Genomic DNA, 21,180 nt, shown 5'->3' on the forward strand with positions numbered 1-21,180 from the left:
TCATGCACCTTACGGTTTCGGTATCTGTCCCAGATGCTGGGCAGCTTCTTCTCTGAACTCGCTTGGTGTTTTTCCTGTGAATTTCTTGAATACTTGACTGAAATATTTAATATCCTCAAAACCGACTACACCTGCGATTTCAGCAATTTTGGCAGGGGAAACGGTGAGGATTTCCATGGCACGGCCTATTTTCTGTCTCGTCACATAATCACCGAATGTCATACCGGCTTCTTTTTTAAATACTTCACTTAAATGATTAGGATGCAGGTGGACGAATTTCGCCACTTGCTGCAAGCCCACGTCATTGCCTAGATTTTGCTGAATATAAGCCATGGCTTTCTGGGTATGTGTAGCTTGGCCTCCCGCAAGGCGATGGTGGTAAAGTTCCATGAGGGCAAGCAAATGCTGAAACAACACATCCTTAAGTACAGCGCCGCGGTTGATGACCAGCGGACTGAGCTGTTCGTCGATATTTCCGGCACGGCCTGTAGCGGTTAACACGCGTTCCAGCCATCGATGGGCAGAGAGCGCGGCCGAGCGAATCATTGACTCCAACGATTCAATCGTCATCTGGGGATCATCGAGCTCAGGCTGCATATATCTTTGAACCCAGCCTTTCAACGCAATAGAATCATCCTCGAGTAAGATAGCAGAGAGCTCTCGTTCTTCTTCATGCGTACAAACCGTTTTGCCGCCTTTGCGTAGGGCGATATCCGAGTAATGAAGTATCGATTGCTCCAATATAGGTTTATAGCTAAAGGCATAATCAGCTGTGGCATACGATTTATGCAAGTCTTCTCCCTGATGAACAAGCTCTCCGAGGGACAACCAAACTTTGCATTTCAGTAATTGTTCAATTTTGTTTAGAGCTGTGGAAGGATATATGTCGAGCTCGGCACCTTGTTCTTTGCGTGTAGCAACGACAATTCGTTGTTTATAAATCAATGTCTCACACTTTAGGAGTTCATGAAGCATGTTATCCACAGCGAATAAAAGAAGAGACGTCGTAGAAGTTGATTCACCCCAACCTTCAGCGGCGATAACGTAAATTTGAAGCTTAATTTCACCAGCATTCTTTGGAGGAAACAAGAGAGGCAAGTACTCGGTCAGTAAGGCAGAATCAACGGCGGTGGTTTCACCTTCAATAATCCATTGTTCAAATAGACGGTTGCGAATCTCTTTATTTTTGTACTGATCTTGATTGTGATGTTTCCACTTTTCTTCGATTCTTTGCTTGACCTGCAGGACTGTCTTCATAATTTCTTCGGGACGGCTTGTTTTCAACAAATAATCACGGACCCCTTGTCGGATCGCCTGCTGCATAAAGACGAAATCATCATATCCCGAGAGAATGATGGTTTCGATTTCAGGTATGATTTCTTTGGCCTTCTCCGCAAGCTGCAGGCCGTTCATATGCTTCATGCGAATGTCCGTCAACAAAATATGAGGATGCTCTTCCGGTAAACGCCGAAGTGCTTCTTCCGCAGAAGCTGCCGGTTGAAGAAGTTCGATGCCAATTTCTTTCCACTTGATGACTTTCGCCAAACCCGTACGAATAATGACTTCATCGTCAACGATCATGATTCTCATGGAAATCCTCCAATATTGGAATGGAAAAAGAAACACAAGTGCCAGCATATAACCGGCTCTCGATGATAAGCCCAGATTCCGGTCCGTAATGCAGCTGCAGCCGTTCATGTACATTGCGCATGCCGTAGCTGGCATCGGAGGCAGGTAGGCCCTTCTGAGGATTTAAACTTTCCCTCACCGTTTTTAGTTGATCCTCGGACATGCCGATTCCATCATCCATGACCTTGAAGCTCATTAAACTGCCTTTTTGCTCGGCATAGATAGAGATGATGCCTTTCGCTTCTTTTTTCTGTATGCCATGAATCATCGCATTCTCAACAAGGGGTTGGAGTAATAGCTTCAGCATATACGTGTCATTCAACCTTTCATCGATCGTAAAGTCGACTTCGAATTCATCGGGGAAACGAATGGCTTGGACCTGCACATAGTTACGGATATGCGCGAGTTCTTGAGAGACGGTGCAATATTCCTTGCCTTTGTTTAAACTGAAACGAAGGAAATCACTCAGGGCACCGACCATTTCGGCGATGCGATTTTCTTCGGTCAGAAGTGCAATCCAATGAATGGATGAAAGTGTGTTGTACAGGAAATGTGGATTAATTTGAGCTTGCAGCGCCCGCATGTCGGCTTCTTTCTTACGTGTTTCATCATGAATGAGCTGTGTTTTGAGTGCCTCGATATGCGTGCCCAACATGTTGTAGCTTTGAGCCAGTCGACCAATTTCATCCCTAGAATCAGCCGGATATTGCGGCAAGGGCTCACTTGGATTGATTTTGGTTAGCAGACGGGCTAAAGCACGAAGCGGATTGGTAACCCTTTGGATCACAAACAAGGTAAGTACAATGTTAGTTAGCACAGCTAGTACAACAGCTACGCCAGTTAATTGCAGAATGTACCGATTCTGAGCACTATATAATTCCGAGGGGATAACACCGATTAAGGTCCAGCCGGTCGAAGGCTCCCGATAGTAAAGAATATTCTGCTTATCGTTCCCCTTACCAAAGGTCCATTCGCCAGAAGTTCCGGTTTTGATGTGCTCATTCACGCTTGGAAACAACGTTTCAATAGGCCCATTGAGCCAGCTTTTATCCGTGGCTGACATAATCTCATTCCGACTATTCAACAGGGCAACTTGTCCATGTCCCTCGGCTAGCTGCGGTTCGGACCATATTCGGGAAAGTACTTGTTCATCTAATGTAATCGAAAGCCAGCCGAGTGTCTGATAGTTATTGTAGCTTCGCAAAGGGCGTATGAAGGAAAAGACTTGCCGATCACCCAAATAAGTTTCGATGTGATAGAGGTTTGTCCACATTTTATCCGTAATCTGTTCAATATCTATTTGCTGGCTGAAATCCGTTTTATAGATGGTTGATGTGGCCAGAGGTTCGCTGGCACTCGCATTTTTTGGAAATATCGTAATATTGGAAATGTAATCTTTGGAGTAAACAAGATTGGTCATGAGGCCGAGAATTTGGGCTCGTGTCTCATCGGGTTTCTTCATATAAGCTTGAACATCACTTTGCCCAATTAAAAAGAGGGAGATATTCTCAACGTCTCTCAAAATAAAACGGAATTTGGCATCCATCTGAGCGAGTGTGTCCAGACCTGCCTGTTGGGCTTTCTCTTCCGTAATGTTGGAAGAAATGGTGAAGGCGAACGTACCAAGAAACAACAAGGGGATTAATGTCGTAACGAGCATAATCACAGATAGCTTGCGCCTTAATGAGTAGCCAAACCATTTGATCATCTCAAGATCTCCCCCTTCGTTGTCTTCTTAGTCGTAAATTAACCTTTCACAGCTCCGGCTGTCATGCCCTTCATAACTTGTTCTTGGAAGGCCAAGTACACAGCAATGGTAGGGATAACGGCAATGGTCATGGCAGCTAAGGTTAAACCGTAATCCGTTTGATAGCCGTCAGCAAAGTTCGCGATACTGAGAGGCAATGTTTTTAAGCTGCTTTTGCTAATAAAAACAAGGGCGAACGAGAAATCGTTCCAGAAGTGCAGAAAGCTTAGAATAATGACGGTCGATAAGGCGGGTAAGGAAATTGGCAGCATAATACGCCAAAACACACCCCAAAGCCGTGTACCATCTATATAAGCAGCTTCCTCAATTTCTTTGGGTACAGAAGCCAAGTAGGCTGTCAGTACGAAAATGGCCGTCGGCAAAGCAAAGGCTGTGTAAGGCAGAATGAGTGCCCAATACGAGTTCAGTAGGCCCACTTGCTTCATAAGTATGAATAGGGGAACCAAAGTGCTGTGGATAGGGATCAGCATGCCGATGACGAAGAACGTTAATATAATAGCTTTGAAACGAAACTTAATTCTGGCCAGCACATAGGCGGCTAGTGAGCTAACGAATAGCGTAAGAGCGAGTGAAACCAAGGAAACGATAACAGAGTTAAGGAAGGCAGTCCCCATTTTGGAAGATTTCCAAGCGGTAACGTAGTTTGAGAATTGCCAAGAAGCTGGCAGTCCGAACGGGCTGTTGAAGAATTCAGCGTTCGTTTTGAATGAGGATAACACCAACCAGAACAGCGGATATAACGTTAAAATAGCATAAAGTGTCAAGAACGTCCAAAGTACGCCTTGTTTCCATGCTCCAAATGAAAAGTTTCGTCTAGATGATCTTGCTTGTGTCGGTTGTGCAGCAAGGGGTTGCATGCTCACATTCCTCCCTTCTTATGCTTTCGTTTTACGACTGGTGATCCACTGGCTTAAACCAATAAAGATGAGACTGATCAGGACGATGGAAGTCGAAATGGCACTCCCGAATCCGTAACGGTAAGAGGAGAAGGTCGAGTTATACATATACGTAGCGAGTAATTCGGTTCCATGCGCCGGGCCGCCTTTCGTCATGACATAGACCAAATCAAAGGATTTCAAGCTGCCGGAAATACATAAAATGATCGCGATTTGCACCGTCGTCCAGATCATCGGAAGTGTAATGGAGATGAGCTTACGCGTACCTTCTGCGCCATCAATCTGGGCGGCATCGTGAATCTCGCCGGGAATATTTTGAAAGGCTGAAATGAAAATAATGAGATACAGACCTACGAAGCTCCAGATCAGTGGAGGCGCAAGTGCGAAGATGGCAATTTTCGTATCGGATAACCATTGCAGTTTCCAGCTTTCTAGACCAAGCTTATCGAGTAGGAAATTAAGAATCCCGATCTGCGGATGATAAATATATTGCCAGATCATCCCGATGACGACGGAAGACAGCACCATAGGAACAAACACGGCTGAGCGGATGAATCGTTGAAGCGCATTACTTTTATGAAGCAGGATGGCGAGCACGAGAGCGATTGGTAGTTGACCGAATACGGAAACAACCAAGAAAATAAGGTTGTTCTTCATGGCTCTCCAAAAGATGGTGTCATGGATAATCTCCACATAATTTTTCAGACCAATATATTTTGCTGCGCCGATCCCTTTCCAATCAAAGAAACTGTAGTACGTAGACCAGATGACAGGTACAAAAACAAATAAAGCATAGACCAGAATAGCAGGCAGAAGACTTAGTACAACGAACCTGCGGACATAAGATGCATTCATTATTCTCACTTCCTTTACTAGTGAAAGTATCTAGCCCTGCCACACATGTGGAGGGCTGGATACAGGTATTGTAGGATGTCTTATTTGCCGAGTGAGGCTGCTTGTGCATCTTGAAGCTTTTTGGCAATAGCCTCTGGATTTCCGCCCATGAGCAGTTCTTGCAGGCCGTTGTTAATAACCTCTACAGCTGCGGAGCTTAATTTGGCATCGTACACTGGCGTGATTTTCGTTTTCTTCATCAAATCATTCAATTCAACGAAGAGCGGATGCGCTTTGCTTGGATCGAGATCAATTTTGTAACTAACTAATGTAGAACTGTTAAGCGTTGCTTGTTGACCTTCAGGTCCGGATAAAGCGTACAATAATTTGAGTGCAGCTTCTTTCTTCGCACCTGTTACTTTTTTGCTAACGCCAAGGCCGGTTCCAACAACGCCGGATGTGGATTGAGCTTCGCCTTTACCGCCTGCAACGGGAGGCAGCAGCGTTACGTGCGTGTTAGCCAAGACGTCTTTTGGTGTATTTTGAACAACGTCAGCCATCGCCCAACCGCCGTCAATAAACATCGCTGCTTTACCTTGGAAATAGAGCTGTCTCATTTGGTTTTGATCAATGCTGTTAAATCCATCTTGGAAAGCTTTGGCATCACCAAGAGCCTTTAATGTTTTCAAAGATTGAATAAATTCAGGATCTGTGAACTTCGCTCCATTTTGACTCGCAGCCTTGAGGAACCATTCGCTCCCTGTTGTCCGATCAGCAATCGCACTGAACATGGTGGACTGTACAGCCCAGTTTGCTTTATTACCGAGAGCAATGGGGATGATTTTATTATCGTTAAACGTTTTGATCGCCGCGTTCAGCTCGTCCCACGTTTTGGGAACTTGTACGTTATGTTGATCAAAAAGAGCCTTGTTGTAATAAATGAAGGAAGTCGGCGATAAGTTCATAGGTACGGAATAGATTTTTCCGTCAACTGTATAGCCATCGAGCGCGTTCGGAATGAAATTGCCTTTCCACTCAGGCTTGCTGTCTAGAAATTCATTGATCGGTTGCAAAAGGTCGCCGCTAACAAATTCCTTCGTCATCGCATCTGGCCACATGACGAACAAATCCGGCATTTCATTGGCCGCGGCTACGGTCTTCAACCGTGTTTTGAGGCCGTCTGTTGGAAGCCCTTCAATTTCAAGCTCGATATCAGCGTTTTGTGCTTTGAAATCATCGAGAATTTTACGCATAGCTAGTGCTTTAGCGTCTTGTCCTGACCAGTTGTGCCAGATAGCGAGCTTAACTTTTTCCTTGGAGCCGTTTGCTGCTGTTGCATCTGGCTTATCTGCTGGTTTTTCACCACCGCCACATCCGGCTAGCAGCACTGTACTTGCTAATAATACAGTAGAAATTTGAGTGAATTTTTTCATGATAGACCTCCTGATTGTGTATCTATTATATATTTTACGGATTTTGATTGATTTAGTAAGGTGAACAGGATAAGGAACAGGGTAGAAAATCATCGGATCATTGACGTGGAATATATTTCAAATTATGATAAAAGGAGGACAATGAAAGGATTGGTGACTTCATGTTGATACAGATTTCCAATTATTTGTTCATGGGTTCTTTATTATATTGTAACTTGTATTGCAAAAGGTGCATTGAGCCAGGGATTTACTAGTGTAACTGGTTTGGGTGGCAATAGCGGATCAGTCACTGATTTGAATATGGAACATAATCAAAAGAAGCATTTTCAATTTCAAGATTCATTGATTGGCAGGATCGTAAAGTCTTATTTCTTTTGGATTTCAGTTTCTGGTATTATCATTTCCATGGTTATTTCAAAGCTCTAAGATTATAAAAAGCCGCCAAGTCAGTGAGCTACTACTGGCATTGGCGGCTTATTGCTTAAAATGATCGAAGAAACTGTCTGTTGTTGAAGGAGGCTTTTCTTTGCTTAAACCAATCCACCGAAGCCGAGCAAGAATATTCCTTGGTAAAAAAGTGTATCGACTTAAAAGGTATCTTCAGTGGTATTTGGATGCTAAGACATATGCCACGGCGAAGCAAGCGGAGCCTCTCCCTTACCTCTTATTTTCACATAAAACCCCACTCCTTAGACAGCTGAAGGATGTAGATATGTGGCTTCAGCATAATAAAGTGATTAATCTAAGGATCGCAGCCAAACAGTTAAACGGTGTCATTGTGAAACCAGGAGAAACTTTCTCCTATTGGCGGTTAATTGGCAGCACGACACGGCGTAAGGGCTATCTGGACGGCATGGTGCTTTTTCATGGGCAAGTACAGGCGGGCGTCGGAGGCGGGTTATGTCAGCTTTCGAATTTAATCTACTGGATGACACTGCATACACCACTTTCCGTAACGGAAAGATATCGCCACAGCTATGACGTATTTCCGGATGCAGGTAGAAGTCAGCCTTTTGGAAGCGGTGCAACTTGTTTCTACAATTATTTAGACTTGCAAATTCTTAATGAGAACAACGAGGAATATCAGCTCATTATTCGCGTCACGGATACTCATCTGGTAGGGGAATGGCGATCCGTGAGGCCAGCAATCCACACCTTTGAGATCTATGAAAAGAAGCATTGGATTACGCGTGAATACTGGGGCGGCTATGTCAGACATAATGAAATTTACCGAAGGGTGCTGAACGCGGAACGGGAAGTATTGCGTGATGAATGGGTGACAGAGAATCATGCGATTATGATGTATGAGCCATTGTTGACAGAAGGAACTACTGTAGAAGGAAAAATTTGATGAGAACTTGGAGTAGGCCCTATGTAGCCATCTGGATGATAGATCCAGATGGCTTTTTTTCATTTGATTGAATGACGTTGCTTTGCGAATAATTTTACCTAAATGTGGGAAACTTTTGATTACATGATTTAGGAACGGTGGTGCAGGGATGGGGACGATCCGGAGATGGTTAAATGGCATAAGATCAGCGCCAATCAAGGATTTATCTGATGAACTTAATCAACCGATTTCAAGGACCCTGAATAATAACTTAATTACTCTAAACTCAATATTCAGCCACGCTCCAGATCTTGTTATTCGTCATTTTCAATTAAGAACAGGGGACAATGCTGTACTTGTGTATTTGGAAGGGCTCATTGATAAATCAGCGATTAATAATAACATCTTAAAACCGCTCATGTATGAAATCAATTCGGTTAACGATTTTTGGGACTCTTCTACGACGATTGCAAAAACAGAAGTTGTAACCTTATGGTCCCATATTGAAAAAGCAATTTTCCAAGGCCAAAGCATCCTGTTTATTGATGGGCAAGATCGTTCGCTTGTTTTATGTACGCAAGGCTGGCCTCAGAGGGCGATTAAAGAGCCGCAAATCGAATCGACGCTAAAGGGATCACATCAAGGATTTGTCGAGACATCGGGGCAAAATATTGCCTTGATCAGGCGCTATCTTCCTAATCGTGAACTGAAAATAAAAGAATTTAACGTCGGCTCTCGGGGAAATACGAGGGTTTCTATCATGTATCTCGATGACGTTATAAATCCAGATTTCGTGAAAGAAATGGAAGACCGACTGCTGCAAATTAATGTGGATGCCATTTTAAACACGGGAGAATTGGCAGAGTTTATTGAAGATCATCCAATAAGTCTGTTTCCACAGTTAATCATGACGGAACGTCCGGATTCTGCTGCAGCCCATATATTGCAAGGGAGAATCGTCGTCGTTGTCGACCATTCTCCCAGTGTGATTGTTGCACCTGTAACCTTTTCGGCATTCTTTCAGAGTGTGGATGATTACAGCAATCGCTGGATCATAGCCACTTTTCTACGATTATTACGCTATCTAGCCTTAATTACGACGATCTCTTTATCGGCTGTATATATAGCTATTGTTTCGTTTCATTATGAAGTACTTCCTTTGGATTTATTGGTATCGATTGGGGAATCCAGAGAAAAGGTACCGTTTCCCCCGATCGTAGAGGCATTTCTAATGGAGATAGCCCTAGAGATGTTAAGGGAAGCCGGTTTACGTCTTCCCGGTCCTATTGGACAAACAATAGGTGTCGTAGGGGGTATTGTCATCGGCCAGGCGGCCGTGCAAGCAGGAATTGTGAGTAACATTATGGTTATTATCGTTGCCATCACGGCAATTTCCTCTTTTATTATCCCTGATTATGATATGTCCTCCTCGCTGCGGTTGCTTCGCTTTCCAATGATGCTTCTCGCTGCTGTGTTCGGTATGGTAGGCATTGTGATTGGGCTGATGATTATTGGAGCTCACATGATATCCATGGAATCGTTTGGAATATCCTATGGAAGTCCTGTTGCTCCCATCCGCCTGTCTGATTGGAAGGACGTATGGGTTCGACTCCCAATGTGGAAAATGAAGAAACGTCCACTTTCAACCGATCCAACTCAACTGAAAAGACAGGGAGCAAACAGAGAAGGTGAAGATCAAGTATGATAAAATATACGTTTAATCAAATTTCTTTGAAACAATACATTTTAATTATCTATAAAACTCAAGTGGGGATCGGTGTACTATCCCTTCCCCGAGATTTAGCTCAAACGGGGGGGACCGATGGATGGATATCTCTATTATTAGGTTGGATTGTATCTATTCTTCTTAGCTTAGTCATTATAAAGATTATGGAGAAAAACCCCGAAAAAACGTTATTTGAGCTATTATCTAAATACTTTGGTAAATGGGTAGGTAAAGGTTTATATGTTCTTTGGATACTGTACGCGGTTTTTGCAGCAAGTGTGGTCATGTTTTCAACGATCCATATCATACAAATATGGATCTTGCCGGAAATGTCGAACTTCATTTTGATGATTCTGTTTATCATTCCCATCTATATAGTTACCAAGCATGGAATAAGGGTAATCGGACTTTTTGCTGAATTCGTTTTTCTTATTTCCATGTGGATGCCTATCTTATTGTTGTTTGCATTAAAAGATACCCATTGGCCATTCCTTCTTCCAATCGGTAAAGAAGGCTTGTTCCCCATTCTATCTACCGTAAAATCAACCATCCTTTCTTTCCTTGGGTTTGAACTGGCTTTCATTCTATATCCGTTTCTAAAGGACAAGAAAACCGCAACTAAAGGAATTATTATTGCAAACTCTTTATCTTTGATTATTTTTCTCATGGTGACGATAATTAGTTTTGTTAGGTTTTCTCCAGATGAGATCAAAGATTACACCTATCCCACGCTCAACTTACTGAAGCTCATCAAATTGCCGTTCTTAGAACGATTAGAAATCATTTTTCTTTCCTTTTATTTGCTTATGCTATTTATGACGATCGTTCCCTACCTGTATGCAGCTGTGCTCGGAGCAAGTCAATTATGCGGTAAGCAGGATCATCGACCTATTTTACGTATATGGATGTGCCTATGGTTCCTATCGTCATTCTTTTTCCTCCCTTCTGCTACTCAAATCAATCAAATGGGCAAATCGTGGGGGATGGCAGGTACATATTTCGCTTATGTGATTCCCATGTTACTTTGGCTCTACGGACAGCTCTTTCATCACGCTAGAAAGGAACAAAGGCAATGAAGAAATGGAAGAGCATTTTCTTAGCATGTGCAGCTTTACTATTGATAACCGGGTGCGGCAAGGCCATTTATATAGAAGATCAACGATTTATTATTGCTGAGGGTGTTGATTTTGATGAAGAAAAGAAGTTGGTCATCTACTCATCAAGTCCTGTCTTCAGTAGAGAAGCTAAGGATAAATTTAAAATCACAACCACAACTGCGGATACGATGCGTGAAGGCAAGAAAAAAATCGAAGCGCAACTAAACGGTAGTTTTGGGACTGGAAAATTGCAAAGTATGCTTATAGGAAAAAAAATGCTGAAGCAAACCAATGTATTACCCTACTTGGATGTCTTCTTTCGAGATCCTAAAAATGAAATTAATGCAAATTTGATTGTAGTTGATGGACCTTTGAAAGAGGTTATGTACACAAATATGAGTGATAAAGGCCATTTGGGTCCGGTGATCAAACAATTGGTAGAAAGCACATATAAAAGCAGAATTACAGTGCAAACTACACTGCAGAAATTCCATCAACAAATGATGGATAGTGCATTAACGCCAAGCATAACCGAAATGAGAGTAGAGCAGGATGATCTTGTTATTTCAGGGACAGCGCTTTTACATAGAGATGGTACTTATGCTACTTCTTTGAATAATCAAGAAAGTTCTCTACTGCTATTACTGCAGCGCAATACGAACAAGCCGATACCGTTAACACTTCCCCTTCCTCCTGAGATGTTTCAAACGGATAAAGAAGTATCTTATGTGAGTTTCAGTATTAATAAGGTAAAAGTTAAATTCAAGTCAAAGTTCGAAGAAAATCATTTTATAATTGACATCCAAATGAAGGTTCAGATCGATTTAACGGAACGCATGTTTACCTTAGACATGGAGAAACAGAGCAAACAGTTGGAACAAGCGATTGAACAAGAACTGAAAAAAGAATGCCAGGATTTGATCAAGAAAGCTCAAAAGCATCATGTCAGCCCCTTTGGTTTTGGGTTATACGTGAGAGCTCACGATCACAAAAATTGGAAGAAGGTAGAGGGTAACTGGGAGAAAGCTCTATCTGAAGCCACTGTAAATGTTTCTCCTAAGGTTGTCATCAAAAGTATGGGAGTTTCTGAATAAAGCTAAGTAAACAGAATGGGGGAGGATTAACCATGAACAAATATTCGTTTAATCAAATCTCCTTGATACAATATATCTTTATTATATTTGAAACCCAAGTGGGAATCGGTGTCCTTTCCCTTCCCCGTGATGTAGCTAATGCTGCAGGTAGCGACGGATGGATATCCATTATATTGGGGGCGATTGGTACTACACTGCTAAGCTTAGTCATTATACGAATTATGGAAAAAAACCCAGAATACACGTTGTTCGAACTTTTATCCAAATATTTTGGCAAGTGGGTGGGTAAGGCTTTAGCGGCAGCGTGGATTCTGCTCGCGGTCTATGCCGCAAGTACAGCTATGTTTTCAACGATTCATATCATAAAAATATGGATCATTCAGGATATACGGAACTTCATTTTAATGATCCTGTTTACCATTCCCATCTATATGATTACCAAGCAGGGAATAAGGGTGATCGGTCTCTTCGCTGAGCTTGTTTTTATTGTCACTTTGTGGATGCCAGTCTTATTGTTTTTAGCACTAAAGGATGCCCAATGGATGTATCTTCTTCCTGTTGGAAAAAGTGGAGTGCTTCCCATTCTGTCTGCCGTAAAATCAACGATATATTCTCTTCTTGGATTTGAGCTGGCCTTTATTCTGTATCCTTTTCTAAAGGACAAGAAATCAGCATCAAAGGGAATTGTGATTGCAAATTTATTATCGATGATTATCTATTTAACGACGACAATCATTTGTTTTATTAGATTCTCTCCAACTGAGGTCACAGAAGTCGTTTACCCCGTGCTTAACTTGTTGAAGGTTATCCAATTGCCTTTTTTGGAACGGCTGGAGATCATCTGCCTGACCTTTTATTTGTTTATCATATTTATGACGATTATTCCTTACCTCTACGCAGCCGTATTAGGAACAAGTCAATTAATAGGCAAGCAGGATCATCGAAATGCTTTACGAATAATCTTAGTCTTATGGATCCTGTTGTCATTCTTTTTTATCCCTACTACTTTCCAAATAACTCAAATGGCTAATTCGTGGGGGAAAGCAGGCCTATATAGTGCTTTCGTATTTCCTATTTTTCTTTGGATATACGGATGGATTTTTCATTTCGCTAGAAAGGAACCGAAACAATGAAGAAATTCAATACGATTTCTTTCATATTGGCAGCTCTCATGTTCGTAACTGGGTGCGGTAAAGCCGAATATATAGAGGATCAACAGTTTGTACTTACAGAGGGTATTGATTTTGATGAGAATAATAAGTTTATCGTGTACACGTCAGGTCCAGTATTCAATAAAGTAGCCAGAGATAAATATAAAATCACATTCTCAAGGGCTAAAACGATGCGTGAATCAAAAGGGGAAATTAATAGTAAGACGAGCGGCAACTTAGCTTACGGAAAATCGCAAAATATTCTCATAGGAAAAAAACTGCTGCAGCAAAGAAACTCATTTCCTTATTTGGATGTTCTATTCCGCGATTCCCGAAATGAGATTAATGCGAACGTGATTGTGATTGATGGGAGCGTTAAAGATGTGATGTATACGAATATGAGTGATAAAGGCCGAATTGCCAGTGTGATCAAACAACTAGCAGAAAGCACTTATAAGACCAGGGTTACCGTGCAAACTACACTACAAGAATTTCATCAGCAAATGAAGGATAAAGGTATGACGCCTGCATTAACTGAAATGAGACCCGAAAAAAATGAACTCTTCATTTCGGGTATTGCTCTTTTACATAAAGACGGTACCTACGCGGCTTCTTTGAATCATCAAGAAAGTTCTCTGCTCGTCTTATTGCAGGGCGATACGGAAAATAAGATACCGTTAATGTTTCACTTTCCTCCTGAAATGTTCCATACGGATGAAGACATGTCCTTTCTGAGTATCAATATAAGAAAAGCAAATCGGAAGATCAAGTCGAAGTTCGAAGATGACCATTTAACAATCAATATCGAGATGAATGTTCAGATCGAATTAAGGGAGCTCATGTTTACCTTAGACTTGGAAGAGCAAAAAAAACAGCTGGAAAAAGCAGTTGAAAATGAGTTGAAAAAAGAATGCGAGGCTTTAATCAAGAAGGCTCAAAAAAATCAAGTAGATCCCTTTCAGTTTGGTGTTCATGTGCGGGCACACAATTATAAAGACTGGAAGAAGGTACAGGATAACTGGGGAAAAGCGCTATCTGAAGCAACTGTAAATGTTTCTTCTAAAGTTCTCATCCAAAGTATTGGGGTTTCTGAATAGTCGTTGAGAAGTATTGATAGGTGATACCTATAAATGCGATAGCTTTTATATCTAAAGAAGAGGGGCTACTTATGATACAATGTTAGCAGTATATAACGATAGTAAATGCTTTCAATAGCAGGTTTACTAATCTAAGGAGTGAATGGCAGTCATGGCAGATGTGAAGAAAATCGCTGTAATCGCTGGAGACGGAATTGGTCCAGAAGTCGTTGCAGAAGCGGAAAAAGTATTGAAACGTACCGAAGAATTATTCGGTTATCAATTTGAAACAGAGCACGCCTTATTCGGCGGGATTGCGATTGATGAGAAAGGAACGCCGCTTCCGGAAGAAACGTTGAAAGTTTGCCAATCGGCAGACGCTGTCCTTCTTGGAGCTGTTGGCGGGCCGAAATGGGATAACAACTCCAAAGAGCTTCGTCCTGAAACGGGCTTGCTCGGTATTCGTAAAGCGCTTGGACTTTTCTCGAACATTCGTCCAGCTTTCATCTTCGACTGCTTGAAAGAAGCTTCCACGTTGAAGCCTGAAGTGCTGGAAGGAACGGATTTGATCGTTGTTCGTGAATTGACTGGCGGGATCTACTTTGGTGAGAAATTCCGTCGCGAAACACCTAACGGTCAAGAAGCTGTTGATACTTGTGCATATAACGTAACAGAAATCGAGCGTATTGCTCGTCAAGCGTTTGAAATCGCACAGACGCGTCGCAAGAAGCTTGCTTCTGTAGACAAAGCTAACGTTCTAGAAACTTCCCGTCTATGGCGTGAAACCGTGAACCGTATTGCGGTTGATTATCCGGATGTTGAGCTAGAGCACGTGCTTGTTGATAACTGTGCGATGCAATTGCTGCGCCGCCCATCCAGCTTCGACGTCATCGTGACTGAAAACATGTTTGGCGACATCCTGAGTGATGAAGCAGCCATGCTGACAGGTTCCATCGGTATGTTGGCATCCGCTTCTCTTGGCGAAGGTGCCTTCGGCTTGTACGAGCCGGTACATGGCTCCGCTCCGGATATTGCAGGACAAGGTATCTCCAACCCAATCGCAACCATTCTTTCGGTAGCGTTGATGTTCCGTTTGACATTCGGTTACCACGAAGCAGCGGATTCCATCGAGCGTGCTGTGAAAGAAGTGCTGGATGCGGGTCACCGTACAGGCGACATCGCGGTTGATAAGAGCAAAGCAATCGGTACCCTTGCAATGGGCCAACTGATCGTAGACGCTATGCGTAAATAATAAAAAAGCTTGCCCGACGAGGCCGTAGAGGCTTCAGAGGGCGAGCTTTTTTTAGATTGGTCTCTTACATATGGAGAGTCTAGTTGGCAGCTTGTTTTCTTGATAAGCTTGCTTCGAACATATCAATGATGAATAGGAATCTTTCAGCCTCACGAAACACATGATCAGCAAGTAAAGGATGAATAATACTTTTTATGCGACACGCTTCGATTAATTCCCTTGCTGTTTTTTTGAAATCACGCAGAGAAACGACAGAAACCCGATTCTGATCAAGGAATTGGTCGAGAAGTGGCTTCGTTTGAGATTGAGGACGCATTCCGCTTAAATCAACAGCTTGAAAGAGCAGTTGGTCAAAATCTTGACTAAAGTTTCGAGCTTGCTCAACGAGTTGTCGTTCGGACGGATCAAGGAGATGTCCGATGAACTTCGCATGGTCAGCCATTATTCTCAAAAAGAAAACATTTTCGTCAATGATGGCATCAGGCAGCGGTTCTAATCGACCGGCATTCAATTCCTCTAATCGATTTCTAAAATAATTGGCCTCTCTGCTGGTATGATCAACTAATAAAGGGAAATTGTTACCACCTGGAAGTTTACATTGGATGATGAGACCTAGAACCCTTCTTTTAAAAGCCCAAATATGGGTTGCGGCTAAGTGAACTTCCACGTTGAAGCGTTTGATTTGCTCAGGATCAGTTAACTCCGTGAATGCATGGGATTTGCCTTCTATTTGTTCAAAAGTATGATAAAAATGATCTGCTTCTTGGATTAACTGCGTATCCTCACACCGAAAACCCAGCTTCAGAAATAAAGAATGCTCTTTCATAATACGTGACCAGAATCGTATCTCATCCAACGAACGACAAACAAATTCATTTGACAATTCCGACACTCTCCTTAAGAAGTAATCTGATACCCTATGTATAATCTTCTTGGGAGGAGCTTATGCGATTTTCGTGAAAATAGGACAACGAGTGACTTTAATTCCGGGTGTAATTTTCCATTACCTAAACTCAGGCGGGGTTCACCGAGCAACATTCGTTAAAATGGCCGCTTCAATCACAGCTTTGCGAACTTGAATCACGACTTGCTCAAAAAAAAGAGCCCTCCATTTAAGTATAGAGGGCTCCACACAGCCTTACATTTTGCGGGACGTTAATTTAGCTTGTGTAAAGAGCAAAAGGTAGTCATAACCGCCTGCTTTGGAATCTGTACCCGACATATTGAATCCGCCAAATGGGTGTACGCCGACTAGAGCGCCTGTACATTTACGATTGATGTACAAGTTACCGCAATGAACGGTCTCCAAAGCTTCAGCGATACGTTCTTCGTCAGTGGAGAAGTAAGCACCTGTCAAACCGAATTCAGTGTCATTGTAAATCGCGATTGCTTCTTGCCAATCTTTCGCTTTCGCAATAGCGAGAACGGGTCCGAAGATCTCTTCTTGCATAATCCGCGCTTTGCCGCTCACATTACCGAATACGGTAGGTTGGATGTAATAGCCGTTTCCTTCAGCTTTCTCACCACCAGCAAGCAGAGTGCCTTCTTGTTTCCCGATTTCGATATATTCTAAAATTCTTTCATACGAAGTTTTATCGATAACAGGACCTGCAGAGAAATTGTTTTCTGGCAGCCCGATTTGCAGTTGCTTCGTCAAAGTGGCTACTTTTTCTACGACTTGGTCATACACCGATTCCACAATAACCGCTCTGGAGCCAGCCGAACATTTCTGACCTTGGAATCCGAACGCTGATGCGACAATTGCAGATGCTGCTGCATCCAGATCAGCGGTTTCATCGACGATAACGCCATCTTTTCCACCCATTTCAGCAACGACGCGTTTGATCCAAATCTGACCTGGTACCGTGTCCGCGGCTAACTTGTTAATGCGCAGACCAACCTCTTTGGAACCTGTAAAGCTAATGAAGCGAGTCTTTGGATGTGTCGTCAAATAATCGCCAACTTCAGCGCCGCTCCCCGGAATGAAATTGATAACACCGTCTGGAAGCCCTACTTCTCGCATCAAAGCGACAAACTTGTGCGCAATGATTGGAGTTGTGGAAGCAGGCTTAAGAAGAACCGTATTACCTGATACAACAGCAGCAGTCGTCATGCCCACGCAAATAGCGAGCGGGAAGTTCCAAGGCGGAATAATGACGCCAACGCCAAGAGGGATATAGGAAATCTTATTGTCTTCACCAGCAATTTTGGTTAACGGTTGAGTCTCATTGGTTTCGCTCAAACGAATGATTTCCCGAGCGTAGAACTCGATGAAATCAATAGCTTCAGCGGTATCTACGTCAGCCTCTACATAGTTCTTACCTGATTCCAAAATCATAAGCGCAGAAAATTCATGTTTACGTTCACGCATAAGCGCTGCCGCTTTAAACAAATATTCCGCACGCTCTCTAACATGAACGCGCTTCCAAGATTCGAAAGTTTCCAAAGCTGCTCCCATTGCTTGTTCCGCTAAAGCCTGATTCGCTTTGCTCACATAACCAATCACTTCATCTACATTACCTGGGTTAATGGATTTGATTTTCGCTTCTGTAACGACTTTCTCAGATCCGATATAAAGCGGGTACTCTTGGCCTAACTCCGATTTCACTTTCGCAATAGCGGCTTCCATGGCTTGCTTATTTTCATCCAAAGAAAAATTGGTGAAAGGTTCGTTTGCATAAGGGGTTACTTTTGTCAGTGTGCTCATATTCGTTCTCCTCTCCCTTTGCGGGTCTATTTAAACATATTTTTAAGAACAAACCAGGCATTCGCTGGCCGCTCGGCTAACCGTCTCATAAAGTATCCAAACCAATCGACACCATAGGGAACGTAGACGCGGACCCGATACCCTTCCTTAACCAATTGCTTCTGCATCTCTTCACAAATGCCATAAAGCATCTGAAATTCAAATTGATCTCTGGAGATTCCATTCTCAGTTACGAATTGTTTTGTGAAGTTGATGATCGCTTCATCATGGCTGGCAACAGCCGTATAATGATCATTTTTCAAATGCATTTGAATGATTTTTTTATAGTTGTCATCGACGTCTTTCTTTTCTGGAAAAGCAACTTGAGGGGATTCCTTATAGGCCCCTTTAACGAGACGCAAGTTGGCACTCAGCGCACTCAAATCCTGGATATCTTGCTCCGTACGGAAGAGATAAGCTTGAATCACGATCCCGACATTATCGAACTCTTCTCGAAGCTCACGGTAGATATCAAGCGAAACTTGGCAGTGCGCGTAATCCTCCATATCAATCCGAACAAAATTACCATATTGGCGCGCTCGATTCAGAATTCGTTTCATATTATTTACGCAAAGCTCTCTGCTGATATCTAAGCCGAGTGATGTCATTTTCAATGAAAGATTGGACTGTACACCTGAGCTAGCAATGGCATCTAATGTTTGTACGCACATATCAGCGGACAATGTAGCTTCTTCTTCACTAAAGACGAATTCTCCTAGATGGTCTAAAGTCGCGATTCGGCCATCCTTATTGAGCCCGCTTACAGCATCAATGGATTGTTTGATGGTTTCACCGGCTACGAAACGGGCGGCTCCAAAACGAAGGCCGTACTTTTTGGCTAATCGATTCGCAGAGCGACTTTTGCCCAATGATTGAAACACGTTTCTCAGCATCATTTCCATGTATGATTCCCCCGAAAAAATTGAACAATGTTGTTTAATTGTATAAAAGAAATATACACCATTATTTAAATTTTGAACAGTTTTTGTTTAAAAGTAAGTTGATTTGGAGAAAATAAATGAACAGTTTTCGTTGAACCATTATTTTCATTCACACTCTCTGCGGTTTCGTCGATAGAAGAGTTCTCATCCTAATTGCAAAAGGATCGAGCTTCGTACCTCCAAACGACTGCTGCAGCTGAACAAGACATTATCATCCCACACCTTCGAGTTACAACATATAGGGAATGCGAAAGATCTATTTTCATTCATCAAAGGCCCAAACTTTTTGAATTTCAAAGCCTGAAGCTACTTTCATTGGATTTTTCCAATGAAAGTAGCGAATTAAAATCTTGGAATTTAATTCCAATAGAAGTATCATTTCGTGTTGAATACCGATTAGGATGCTCCATAAGGTCAAAAGAGCTTAAAAGGTTATCCTCTAGTAGGTTTAACTACCTATTGGGACAACCTCTATTCATGATTTAATATTTTTGGGGGTTATGGGGGGGACGACGAAGCTTATCTTAGATAGGATAGTTAACTACGGACTTTTGATAAGCTAAGTGAGATAGAGTATGGAGGATGTGCATAATTATTCGATCAGTAACTATGCTTTCCTAGGATTTTCTTGTTGGTTTTTTGAAGAAATGGAGGATTAGCAAGGCAAGTTGTACGGAGTACAACAATTTCCTTGATTTCTTCTTGGCAAGCTAAAGATGTTGCATGATCTACAACAATTTAGTCTTTTTATAGGCTATAGTCCTAGTGCTACTTTAGGCAGGAATTGTTGTATTTTCTGCAACAATCGCGTGGACAACGCGGACTAGCCTGCCTAAAAGTTGTACAAAATACAACTCGGAAAGGAGGATGAATCTGCTTGAAGTGAACGGCCTGAAGACGTTCTATGGCAAAATTCAGGCGGTTAAGGGCGTATCCCTTACCGTGAAACAAGGTGAAATCGTCGCTCTGCTCGGCGCTAACGGAGGCGCATCTATCTATGACATTTGGGATAGCCCCTACTGCTCGTAAATCGATTTTCGTTCATGTTCATCAGGTCTTCATATATTATAATAATTATTAGGTAGTATCCGATCTAATTATTGACTTTCATCTAGTCGGATGGTACCATTTTATACGAATAAGATAGATTTGAGGAGGAATTATACCCATGGCAGAGCGTTTAGTTGGTAAACAAGCTCCTGATTTTACAATGGAGACCGCTACAGGTGACGGTAAAGAATTTGGTAAAGTTTCTTTGTCTGATTACAAAGGAAAATGGTTAGTATTGTTCTTCTACCCATTGGATTTCACATTCGTTTGTCCAACAGAAATCACAGCACTTAGTCATGCTGCTGCTCAATTCAAAGAATTGGACACTGAGATTCTTGGTGTTTCTATCGACAGTATCCACACGCACAAAGCTTGGATCAATACGCCAATCAACGACAATGGTCTTGGCAAATTGGAATTCCCACTTGCTGCTGACATCACGAAATCCGTAGCTCGTGACTACGGCGTTCTGATCGAAGAAGAAGGTATCGCGCTTCGCGGTCTGTTCATCATCGATCCAGAAGGCGAATTGAAATACGAGGTTGTAAACCACAACGACGTAGGCCGCAGCGTAGAAGAAACACTTCGTGTGCTTCAAGCGCTTCAATCCGGCGGATTGTGCCCAATGAACTGGAAACCAGGCGACAAAAACCTGGTTGTAAAATAAGCTTTTGATTACATAGAGAAGCTCCTCTGGTTGGCATGCGAATGCGAGCAGGGGAGCTTTTCTTCATGAAGGAGAGCGGACATGACGGTTCCGACGAATTTGAAATATACAAGAGATCACTACTGGATTCGGCTCGATGGGGATAAAGCTGTTGTCGGGTTAACGGAGTACGGGATCAGCGAACTGGGTATGCTTGTTTATATCGAGCTCCCAGATCAGGATACTCATGTGAGAAAAGGGGAATTCATTGGCTCTGTTGAGACTGCGGCGGATGACGAACACGATCTGCTAGCCCCTTTATCCGGCAAAATAACATCAGTCAATCGGCTGCTGGAAAGAGCGGTGATGCTGATTCACGAATCCCCCTATGACAAGGGCTGGCTATTCACGATGCAGTGGAGTCAAGGATCTGAGCTGGAGCAGCTATGGGAAGAGGAAACATATGTAAGGGATTTTTCGCTGGAAGACTGAAAAAGAAGGACGTAAGCCT

The 21,180-nt window shown here is 42.6% G+C and carries 18 protein-coding genes; 10 read left to right on the forward strand and 8 right to left on the reverse strand.

Going from position 1 to position 21,180, the window contains the following annotated elements:
* Positions 1-9: 9 nt before the first annotated feature.
* From QFZ80_RS01505 to QFZ80_RS01525, 5 genes are all read right to left on the reverse strand, one after another.
* The gene (locus tag QFZ80_RS01505) at positions 10-1,590 is read right to left on the reverse strand and encodes a response regulator (RefSeq protein ID WP_307549492.1); all 1,581 of its coding nucleotides are present in this window, start codon (positions 1,588-1,590) and stop codon (positions 10-12) included.
* Entirely contained in the window at positions 1,571-3,337 is a 1,767-nt protein-coding gene (locus QFZ80_RS01510; protein WP_307556869.1) for a sensor histidine kinase, read from the reverse strand. Before QFZ80_RS01510 ends, QFZ80_RS01505 begins: the two co-directional genes overlap by 20 nt.
* A gap of 38 nt (positions 3,338-3,375) precedes the next feature.
* Positions 3,376-4,254 carry a carbohydrate ABC transporter permease gene (locus QFZ80_RS01515; RefSeq protein WP_307549489.1) on the reverse strand — a complete coding sequence of 293 codons (879 nt, stop codon included), beginning with the start codon at positions 4,252-4,254 and terminating at the stop codon, positions 3,376-3,378.
* An 18-nt stretch (positions 4,255-4,272) separates the two neighbouring features.
* The gene (locus QFZ80_RS01520; protein WP_307549487.1) at positions 4,273-5,148 is read right to left on the reverse strand and encodes a carbohydrate ABC transporter permease; all 876 of its coding nucleotides are present in this window, start codon (positions 5,146-5,148) and stop codon (positions 4,273-4,275) included.
* Between the two features lie 80 nt (positions 5,149-5,228).
* Complete coding sequence (locus QFZ80_RS01525) at positions 5,229-6,560, reverse strand: extracellular solute-binding protein (RefSeq protein ID WP_307549486.1); 1,332 nt, start codon at positions 6,558-6,560, stop codon at positions 5,229-5,231.
* Positions 6,561-7,086: 526 nt separating this feature from the next.
* On the opposite strand from QFZ80_RS01525, the gene QFZ80_RS01530 reads away from it, so the two are divergent.
* The 7 genes from QFZ80_RS01530 to leuB all read left to right on the forward strand — a co-directional run bounded on the left by QFZ80_RS01530 (position 7,087) and on the right by leuB (position 15,286).
* On the forward strand, positions 7,087-7,911 hold the full coding sequence (locus QFZ80_RS01530) for a VanW family protein (protein WP_307556872.1): 825 nt from the start codon (positions 7,087-7,089) through the stop codon (positions 7,909-7,911).
* 148 nt (positions 7,912-8,059) lie between these two features.
* The gene (locus tag QFZ80_RS01535) at positions 8,060-9,595 is read left to right on the forward strand and encodes a spore germination protein (RefSeq protein WP_307549482.1); all 1,536 of its coding nucleotides are present in this window, start codon (positions 8,060-8,062) and stop codon (positions 9,593-9,595) included.
* On the forward strand, positions 9,592-10,692 hold the full coding sequence (locus tag QFZ80_RS01540; RefSeq protein ID WP_307556874.1) for a GerAB/ArcD/ProY family transporter: 1,101 nt from the start codon (positions 9,592-9,594) through the stop codon (positions 10,690-10,692). The genes QFZ80_RS01535 and QFZ80_RS01540 overlap by 4 nt, the downstream gene beginning before the upstream one ends.
* Positions 10,689-11,807 (forward strand): Ger(x)C family spore germination protein, encoded by a 1,119-nt coding sequence (locus QFZ80_RS01545; RefSeq protein WP_307556876.1) that lies wholly within the window; start codon positions 10,689-10,691, stop codon positions 11,805-11,807. Before QFZ80_RS01540 ends, QFZ80_RS01545 begins: the two co-directional genes overlap by 4 nt.
* Positions 11,808-11,839: 32 nt before the next feature.
* Positions 11,840-12,940 carry a GerAB/ArcD/ProY family transporter gene (locus QFZ80_RS01550; RefSeq protein ID WP_307549478.1) on the forward strand — a complete coding sequence of 367 codons (1,101 nt, stop codon included), beginning with the start codon at positions 11,840-11,842 and terminating at the stop codon, positions 12,938-12,940.
* Complete coding sequence (locus tag QFZ80_RS01555) at positions 12,937-14,055, forward strand: Ger(x)C family spore germination protein (RefSeq protein WP_307549476.1); 1,119 nt, start codon at positions 12,937-12,939, stop codon at positions 14,053-14,055. The genes QFZ80_RS01550 and QFZ80_RS01555 overlap by 4 nt, the downstream gene beginning before the upstream one ends.
* A gap of 151 nt (positions 14,056-14,206) precedes the next feature.
* Positions 14,207-15,286 carry a 3-isopropylmalate dehydrogenase gene (gene leuB / locus QFZ80_RS01560; protein WP_307549475.1) on the forward strand — a complete coding sequence of 360 codons (1,080 nt, stop codon included), beginning with the start codon at positions 14,207-14,209 and terminating at the stop codon, positions 15,284-15,286.
* A 79-nt stretch (positions 15,287-15,365) separates the two neighbouring features.
* On the opposite strand, the gene QFZ80_RS01565 is transcribed toward leuB, so the two are convergent.
* The 3 genes from QFZ80_RS01565 to QFZ80_RS01575 all read right to left on the reverse strand — a co-directional run bounded on the left by QFZ80_RS01565 (position 15,366) and on the right by QFZ80_RS01575 (position 18,934).
* Positions 15,366-16,169, reverse strand: a complete 804-nt coding sequence (locus tag QFZ80_RS01565) for a DUF2935 domain-containing protein (RefSeq protein ID WP_307549473.1) — start codon at positions 16,167-16,169, stop codon at positions 15,366-15,368.
* Positions 16,170-16,424: 255 nt separating this feature from the next.
* Complete coding sequence (gene pruA, locus QFZ80_RS01570; RefSeq protein ID WP_307549471.1) at positions 16,425-17,993, reverse strand: L-glutamate gamma-semialdehyde dehydrogenase; 1,569 nt, start codon at positions 17,991-17,993, stop codon at positions 16,425-16,427.
* Between the two features lie 26 nt (positions 17,994-18,019).
* The gene (locus tag QFZ80_RS01575; RefSeq protein ID WP_307549470.1) at positions 18,020-18,934 is read right to left on the reverse strand and encodes a proline dehydrogenase; all 915 of its coding nucleotides are present in this window, start codon (positions 18,932-18,934) and stop codon (positions 18,020-18,022) included.
* Positions 18,935-19,840: 906 nt separating this feature from the next.
* Here QFZ80_RS01575 and QFZ80_RS01580 point away from each other — a divergent pair.
* The 3 genes from QFZ80_RS01580 to QFZ80_RS01590 all read left to right on the forward strand — a co-directional run bounded on the left by QFZ80_RS01580 (position 19,841) and on the right by QFZ80_RS01590 (position 21,161).
* Positions 19,841-20,002 carry a hypothetical protein gene (locus QFZ80_RS01580; protein WP_483874706.1) on the forward strand — a complete coding sequence of 54 codons (162 nt, stop codon included), beginning with the start codon at positions 19,841-19,843 and terminating at the stop codon, positions 20,000-20,002.
* A 139-nt stretch (positions 20,003-20,141) separates the two neighbouring features.
* On the forward strand, positions 20,142-20,690 hold the full coding sequence (locus QFZ80_RS01585; RefSeq protein ID WP_047681044.1) for a peroxiredoxin: 549 nt from the start codon (positions 20,142-20,144) through the stop codon (positions 20,688-20,690).
* Positions 20,691-20,771: 81 nt separating this feature from the next.
* Entirely contained in the window at positions 20,772-21,161 is a 390-nt protein-coding gene (locus QFZ80_RS01590; RefSeq protein WP_307549468.1) for a glycine cleavage system protein H, read from the forward strand.
* Positions 21,162-21,180 lie beyond the last annotated feature (19 nt).

The sequence above is a fragment of the Paenibacillus sp. V4I7 genome (genome assembly GCF_030817275.1).
In the GTDB taxonomy this organism is placed as follows: domain Bacteria; phylum Bacillota; class Bacilli; order Paenibacillales; family NBRC-103111; genus Paenibacillus_E.

Coding starts and splice junctions, on each gene's coding strand:
- pruA (WP_307549471.1), bottom strand. CDS start 17,993: ATGAGCACACTGACAAAAGTAACCCCTTATGCAAACGAACCTTTCACC.
- QFZ80_RS01575 (WP_307549470.1), bottom strand. CDS start 18,934: ATGGAAATGATGCTGAGAAACGTGTTTCAATCATTGGGCAAAAGTCGC.
- QFZ80_RS01525 (WP_307549486.1), bottom strand. CDS start 6,560: ATGAAAAAATTCACTCAAATTTCTACTGTATTATTAGCAAGTACAGTG.
- QFZ80_RS01580 (WP_483874706.1), top strand. CDS start 19,841: ATGAATCTGCTTGAAGTGAACGGCCTGAAGACGTTCTATGGCAAAATT.
- QFZ80_RS01585 (WP_047681044.1), top strand. CDS start 20,142: ATGGCAGAGCGTTTAGTTGGTAAACAAGCTCCTGATTTTACAATGGAG.
- QFZ80_RS01540 (WP_307556874.1), top strand. CDS start 9,592: ATGATAAAATATACGTTTAATCAAATTTCTTTGAAACAATACATTTTA.
- QFZ80_RS01535 (WP_307549482.1), top strand. CDS start 8,060: ATGGGGACGATCCGGAGATGGTTAAATGGCATAAGATCAGCGCCAATC.
- QFZ80_RS01590 (WP_307549468.1), top strand. CDS start 20,772: ATGACGGTTCCGACGAATTTGAAATATACAAGAGATCACTACTGGATT.
- leuB (WP_307549475.1), top strand. CDS start 14,207: ATGGCAGATGTGAAGAAAATCGCTGTAATCGCTGGAGACGGAATTGGT.
- QFZ80_RS01520 (WP_307549487.1), bottom strand. CDS start 5,148: ATGAATGCATCTTATGTCCGCAGGTTCGTTGTACTAAGTCTTCTGCCT.
- QFZ80_RS01505 (WP_307549492.1), bottom strand. CDS start 1,590: ATGAGAATCATGATCGTTGACGATGAAGTCATTATTCGTACGGGTTTG.
- QFZ80_RS01550 (WP_307549478.1), top strand. CDS start 11,840: ATGAACAAATATTCGTTTAATCAAATCTCCTTGATACAATATATCTTT.
- QFZ80_RS01555 (WP_307549476.1), top strand. CDS start 12,937: ATGAAGAAATTCAATACGATTTCTTTCATATTGGCAGCTCTCATGTTC.
- QFZ80_RS01515 (WP_307549489.1), bottom strand. CDS start 4,254: ATGCAACCCCTTGCTGCACAACCGACACAAGCAAGATCATCTAGACGA.
- QFZ80_RS01510 (WP_307556869.1), bottom strand. CDS start 3,337: ATGATCAAATGGTTTGGCTACTCATTAAGGCGCAAGCTATCTGTGATT.
- QFZ80_RS01545 (WP_307556876.1), top strand. CDS start 10,689: ATGAAGAAATGGAAGAGCATTTTCTTAGCATGTGCAGCTTTACTATTG.